This is a genomic window from Halomonas sp. PBN3 (genome assembly GCF_000475415.1).
In the GTDB taxonomy this organism is placed as follows: Bacteria; Pseudomonadota; Gammaproteobacteria; order Pseudomonadales; family Halomonadaceae; genus Halomonas; species Halomonas shengliensis.
Window position 1 is genome coordinate 1 of sequence record NZ_AXCA01000036.1, and the last position, 6,031, is coordinate 6,031.

A 6,031-nucleotide genomic window follows, 5' to 3' on the forward strand; every position below is an offset into this window, starting at 1 on the left:
CGGAAACGGAAACGGAAACGGCAACGGCAACGAAGATAATGATGAGGTTTGTTGGTGGCCTTGGCCATTAAGTATTTTTCTGTGTAGGTGACGTCACCACTGAGGAGAGGGTAATGAAAAAAGAGAGTGGTGCCGCGCTGATCGTTGTTCTTTCTCTGCTGACCATCTCACTGATGGTTGGCCTCTCCAGCATGCAGTCCTCCCAGATCGATGAGCGGCTGGCGGGGAACTACAAGGCTGCTGCCGAGGCGCAGATGGGCGCAGAGAAGGCTGCAGCATTCGGCTGGAAGGAGACAAAAGGGAAAGAAAGCCCTAACAGCCTGGAAAAGATGAAAGATCAGGAGAAGTTGGTCAGTCTTAGTGAAGAACCAGAGGGGGTGTGGGGCCAGTTAACCGGTAATAGTGATAAGGTAGGTAAAGATGGTGGATGCAAGTCACCAGTGGCATGTCGTTATGGATACTCGATAATTGGTAGTGATTACTATATTGTGGCAATGGGTGCGATAATCCCTGATAGTGAGAGCTCGCCTATTGCTATTAGTCAGCCAGTGAGAGTGAGGCTGAAGAGTAAGGGAGAGATTGGTCCAGCGATAGCATCTTGTGGCGGAGATGAGTTGGAGATTAGTGATAATGTCACGATAAAGGGTGATGTTATCGCAAAGGGAGATGTAGAAATTGAGGAGGACTCTAGTGTAAAAGGAAATGTTATCGCCGGCGGTGAGGTTGATCTAGATGATGGTGGTAAGGTCGAAGGGGAGATTGAAGAAGGTTTAGATAAGTCTGATATATTGAAGAAGGCTCCCTATTGCAAGAAGAGTTTTAAAGGTTTCGAGAATAGCAAAGGAAAAAAGGTGACGCTGAAAGATGCCGTCAAGGATCTAGTCAAAGATGTGCATTATAGCGGAAAGGTGGAAAGCAAAGATAAGGAAGAGTGGGTGCTGAACTCGGAGGGCCTAAAAAGTGACTCTGGGAAAGTAAAAGCATCGGTAGGCTCTTCCAAATGGGATGGAGAGGAGGATGTGCCGGTGGTGTACCTGAAAGAGTTTAAAAAGGAGGAAGGCTCTCTGAGGGTCAAGGATAATGTTGTGCTTGTGGTGGAAGAGAAGCTGGAGCTGGGGGATGATGAGGGCTTTTCGCTTATCATCGAGCCGCAAGCCAGCTTGACGGTGATTGTTGAAAAGAAGGGAAAAGTCGATCTCGAGTTTGGCGCCGGAACCAGTACAGAGCGTGGCCTCAGCTCTAAGGGAAAGCCGGCATTTAGCATATTGGCGGTTGGGAATGGTGATGATGATATTGAAATCGATATAGGCAAGAATACTGAGCTGGCGTTAAATATTTTTGCGCCTTTCAGAGAGGTTGATATAGAAGGAGAGGGTGGGGGCAGCAGGTTATACGGAAGTATTGTGGCCGGGGAGTTGGAAATTGAAGGCGACGATGATGACAAAAATGGGCTCGTTATTGAGAGTGGTGGAGAAGACCCGTGGGGCGGCGGCGGTAGCCCTGCCGGGGATCGTTCCTTCGGTGACATCGAAGGCTGGCAGTGATGGGCCGGTCGCCAAGCCAGTTTCAGCTCTTGCTGCTGACTCTCGTACGTAGAGGCGCGAAAGTCGTGATCAGCACTTCGGCCTTCCATGCTCGACCCTGACTCGCCCCACATTATTGATAATCACCTTGGCTCCCTCTTCCCGCCGCCCGCAGAGCCGAAAGGTACCGTTATGCCCGCCGGAGCGCCCCAGTGCCTTGTAGCGCACCGGGCGATTATCATTGCGATAGGTGAGGGCGGGTAGCCGGCTCTCGCCAAGCGTGCGCAGCAGGGTATCGCCAGCCTCGCCGCGCCCTTCGAAAATGGCCAAAGGGGCCAGCCACGCCTTGCCATCGGCGTTGTTGACGATGGTGCACTGGCTGCCATCGGTGCTGGGGCAGAGGGTAATGGTGGTGCGCCGGGTGATGGCCGTATTGCGGGTCATGGCCAGTGCACTCTTGAGGCGCATCACCTCGGCGGTTACCTCGCTACGGGCACTCAGGCGCTGGTAGCTGGGGAGGCCGATGGTGGCGACGATGGCGAGCACCGCCACCGCGACGAGAAGCTCGATCAAGGTCATCCCGCTGGCCTGGCGGCGGGTGCCACGGCAGGCTGGGGGTGCGAGGCGCATGGGGCCCTCCCGGAGATGTCTCTTTGCTCGGTGGGTGATTCTTTCACCCTAGCCAAGCCATCGGGGGCAGCCGTGCGCCTTTTCGTACAACGGATGTAGGCGAAAACCGCCACGCTTATGCGTGATAGGCGAACTATTCGATGAGGTGTCGGGGCGGTTCAGTCGCGGCGGTCGTCCTCTTCGCCGTCGGCGCCGTCATTGTCCTGTTGTTGCTCCTGCAGGTAGCGGTCGCGGTGGGCGCTGGAGCAGAACCACTCGCCCTTGTCGCGCAGGGCTTCCGCCTCGGGCACATGCACCCGGCACCAGGCGCAGCGCACCATCTGCCCGCCCTCCGGCGCGTCGTGATCCAGCCGTTCGCGGTCCAGCTTCCACTCCCGGTAGATGCGGTAGAGCTTGAGGCCGGCGAAGAACAGCACGGCGAAGATGATCAGGCGAATAATCAAGAGGTTCATCCAGGCGCTCCCAGGTGGGGTGGTCGGCTTTGCCAGTCGGCCGCCCATGCGGGACAATGAGGGCATTCATCGATTCTCGAGAGATTTCCAAGCCCATGCAAGACCTGACGCTGGTGATGGCTCAGCTGGACCCCCTGGTAGGGGACATTCCCGGCAACACCGAACGCGCCATCGAGGCGGTGCGCGAGGCGCGCATCGAGCATGGCGCCGACATCGTGGTGCTGCCCGAGCTGTTCCTGACCGGCTACCCGCCGGAGGACCTGCTGCTGCGCCCCTCCATGGAGACCCGTCTGCGCGCGGCGCGCACCCGCATGGCCGAGAAGGTGGTGCGTGACGTGCTGGTGATCGTCGGCTATCCCGGGCGCCGTGAGGGGCGGATCTGGAACCTGGCCGGCGCCCTCTACAACGGCGAGTGGCTGGGGGAGTACGCCAAGCAGGCGCTGCCCAACTACGAGGTGTTCGACGAGCAGCGCTACTTCGCCCGCGGCGCCGAGCCGCTGGTGCTCGACCACCAGGGCGTGAAGCTGGGGCTGCTGATCTGCGAGGACCTGTGGGAGGAGGCGCCGGCGCGTCAGGCGCGTGCGGCCGGCGCGGATATCCTGGTCAGCCTCAATGCTTCGCCCTTCCACCAGGACAAGCCCGCCGAGCGGCTGCGCCTGCTGGAGGAGCGTGCCGCCGCGGTGGAGAGGCCCATCGTCTACGTCAACCAGATTGGCGGCCAGGACGAGCTGGTGTTCGACGGCGGCTCGGCCTGCATGGACGCCGCCGGTGAGCTCAAGGTGCAGGCGCCCCACTGGGCGGTGGGCCTGATGCCGGTGCAGTTCCTGCAGCAGCAGGGCGCCTGGGTGCCCCAGCCGGGAGAGACCGAGCCCGACGTGCCGGCGGAGGAGAACCTTTACTGCGCGCTGGTCACCGGGTTACGCGACTACGTCAACAAGAGCGGCTTCGAGGGGGTGGTGCTGGGGCTTTCCGGCGGCATCGACTCGGCGCTGTCGCTGGCCATCGCCGTGGATGCCCTGGGCCCGCAGCGGGTGCAGGCGGTGATGATGCCCTACCACTACACCGCGGATATCTCCAAGGAAGATGCCGCAGAGCAGGCCGAGATGCTCGGCGTGCACTATGAGGTGATGCCCATCGAGCCCATGGTGGAGGCGTTCATGGGCACCCTCGCCAAGGCCTTCGAGGGCACCGAGCGCGACACCACCGAGGAGAACCTGCAGTCGCGTTGCCGCGGCGTGCTGCTGATGGCGATCTCCAACAAGAAGGGGCTGATGGTGCTGACCACCGGCAACAAGAGCGAGATGGCGGTGGGCTACGCCACCCTCTACGGCGACATGGTGGGCGGCTACAACGCCATCAAGGACGTCTACAAGACCTGGGTCTACCGCCTGGCGCGCTGGCGCAACACCCAGTCGCCGGCGATCCCCGAACGGGTGATCGAGCGGCCGCCCTCGGCGGAGCTGGCGCCGGACCAGCAGGACAGCGACTCGCTGCCCGACTACGACACCCTGGACGCCATCCTGGTGCGCTATATCGAAGGCGACATGAGCGCCGAGGCGATCATCGAGGCGGGCTTCGACCGTGACGACGTCTACCGGGTGGTGAAGCTGGTGGATCGCTGCGAGTACAAGCGCCGCCAGGCGCCGGTGGGCGTGCGGGTGACCCGCCGCGGGTTCGGGCGCGACCGCCGCTACCCCATTGTCAACGGCTGGCAGCCGGGGGAATAACCGCCGCCAAGTTACCAGCGGCCAAGCCGTGCGGTAGACCACGAGACACCCCATCGGGCCAGCCCGTTGGGGTGTTTCTATTGAGCCATCACACATTAGCGTGAACTAGCCTGGTGGGAGGGCGCGGTTCGGCGTTCCGACTTTGCCGGGCGAATGGCGCCGAAGGCGCCCTGGTGGTGTCTGCTGAGTTTGGCCATTACCGTCGGGAGGCCTGCGGCCTCCAATCGCCCGGGGAACCCGGCCTCCCACAATAACCCTGGCCTCCCAATACTCACTACCGAACTGGTTCACGCCAGTTTGCGATGAAACGAAAAAATCGCCCCCATGGTCTTGCCATAGGGGCGATTCACATTAGCAAAAATCCGCGTAAACCCTCGCCCACTCGGGCGGGGATACAAGCGGGCAGCGCGATAGCGCTGCTGGGTTTGCGGCATGGGGCCCGGCGGCATAAGCTGTACATACATCCATGCATCAATGGCGCGCCATGCTGAAGGCTACCAAGGTACGACTCTACCCCACGACCGAGCAGACGGCATTTCTGAACCGCCAGTTCGGCGCGGTGCGCTTCGTCTATAACACCGGCCTTCGCATCATGTCCCATCGCTACCAGCGCCACGGCCAGTCGTTGAGCGCCAAGCACGACATCAAAAAGCTGCTCCCGGTGGCCAAGAAATCCCGTCAGTATGGCTGGCTGAAAGAGGCCGACGCCATCGCCCTCCAGCAGGCGTGCCTCAACCTCGATCATGCCTTCCAGCGCTTCTTCGACCCCGCGCAGAAAGCCGGCTATCCGCGCTTCAAGAGCAAGCGGGGCAAGCAGTCCAGCTATCACTGCGTCGGCGTCAAGGCCGGCGACGACTGGATCAAGGTGCCCAAGCTCGGGCCGATCAAGGCCAGGATGCATCGCCAGGTCGAGGGCAGGCTGAAAAGCATCACCCTGACCCGTACCGTCACCGGCAAGCACTACGCCTCGTTGCTGTTTGACACTGAGCAGGCTGCCCCGGCACCGCTGAAGGACGTTGACGCCGCTAAGGTCCTCGGCCTCGATATGGGGCTGTCGCATCTGGCCATTGACTCCACCGGCCGCAAGATCGCCAATCCGCGCTTCCTCAAGCAGGCGCAGCAAAATCTCAAGCGCAAGCAGCAGGCGTTGTCCCGCACGAAGAAGGGCAGCGCCAATCGGGCCAAGGCACGGTTACTCGTCGCCAAGGCGCACGAGCGGCTGGCGAATGCCCGCAACGACTTCCAGCACAAGCTCTCTCGACAGATCGTTGACGATAACCAAGCGGTGATCGTCGAGACGCTGAAGATCAGCAACATGATGAAAAACGCCCGCCTCGCCAAGCACATCGGCGATGCGTCCTGGCACGCGTTGACCACCAAGCTGGCCTACAAGGCCAAGGAGCAGGGCAAGCATCTGGTCAAGATCGACCCGTGGTTTGCCAGCTCCAAGACCTGCCATGTCTGTCAGCACAAGGTGGACGCCATGCCGTTAAACATCCGGTCGTGGGAGTGCCCTGCCTGCCATACCCTCCACGACCGGGACATTAACGCGGCGCTGAATATCAAGCATCAAGGCATAGTGAAGTTGAAGGCGGAAGGGCTGTCCGTCTCTGCCCATGGAGGCTTGCGTAAGTCCGGCATATCGCCGGCTGCTGCCTGAGAAGTGGGAAGCCTCGCCCGCTAGCAGTCTGTCGGACTT

At 60.8% G+C, this 6,031-nt stretch carries 5 protein-coding genes; 3 read left to right on the forward strand and 2 right to left on the reverse strand.

From position 1 onward, the window contains the following. Nucleotides 1-113 precede the first annotated feature (113 nt). Complete coding sequence (locus Q673_RS36420; protein ID WP_152527062.1) at nt 114-1,544, forward strand: PilX N-terminal domain-containing pilus assembly protein; 1,431 nt, start codon at nt 114-116, stop codon at nt 1,542-1,544. 69 nt (nt 1,545-1,613) lie between these two features. Here the strand turns inward: Q673_RS36420 and Q673_RS21785 are convergent, their stop codons facing one another. Further along, nucleotides 1,614-2,153: a GspH/FimT family pseudopilin gene (locus Q673_RS21785; protein WP_023004753.1), complete on the reverse strand. Its 540-nt coding sequence runs from the start codon at nt 2,151-2,153 to the stop codon at nt 1,614-1,616. Nucleotides 2,154-2,311: 158 nt separating this feature from the next. Continuing rightward, nucleotides 2,312-2,605 carry a PP0621 family protein gene (locus Q673_RS21790; RefSeq protein ID WP_023004754.1) on the reverse strand — a complete coding sequence of 98 codons (294 nt, stop codon included), beginning with the start codon at nt 2,603-2,605 and terminating at the stop codon, nt 2,312-2,314. Nucleotides 2,606-2,700: 95 nt separating this feature from the next. On the opposite strand from Q673_RS21790, the gene Q673_RS21795 reads away from it, so the two are divergent. Continuing rightward, entirely contained in the window at nt 2,701-4,332 is a 1,632-nt protein-coding gene (locus tag Q673_RS21795; RefSeq protein WP_023004755.1) for an NAD+ synthase, read from the forward strand. A gap of 484 nt (nt 4,333-4,816) precedes the next feature. After that, nucleotides 4,817-5,992, forward strand: a complete 1,176-nt coding sequence (locus Q673_RS21800) for an RNA-guided endonuclease InsQ/TnpB family protein (protein WP_023004756.1) — start codon at nt 4,817-4,819, stop codon at nt 5,990-5,992. The last annotated feature ends 39 nt before the right edge of the window (nt 5,993-6,031 follow it).